1 protein-coding gene is annotated in these 229 nt (G+C 64.6%); it reads left to right on the top strand.

Annotation, left to right across the window (positions count from 1 at the left end; all coding sequences use genetic code 11):
* On the top strand, positions 1–229 hold a 229-nt coding region (locus tag AF337_RS04620; protein ID WP_152970905.1), incomplete at both ends, for an ATP-binding cassette domain-containing protein.

Below are 229 nucleotides of genomic sequence, written 5' to 3'. Positions count from 1 at the left end.
AGTCCACGCTGCTGCGGATGATCGCCGGTCTCGAGGACATCACCTCAGGCGAGCTGCGGATCGGCGGCAGGGTCGTCAACGACGTCGAACCGGCCGACCGCGGCATCGCCATGGTCTTCCAGTCCTATGCGCTCTATCCGCACCTCACCGTCGAGGAGAATTTGAGCTTCGGCCTGCGGATGAACGGCAACCCGAAGGCCGATACCGAGCGGCGTGTGCGTCATGTCGC

This window comes from Rhizobium ecuadorense (assembly GCF_001187535.1).
Lineage (GTDB): Bacteria > Pseudomonadota > Alphaproteobacteria > Rhizobiales > Rhizobiaceae > Rhizobium > Rhizobium ecuadorense.
Note: the sequence above shows the minus strand (reverse complement) of the source record. Positions and strands in the feature narration are given on the sequence as shown.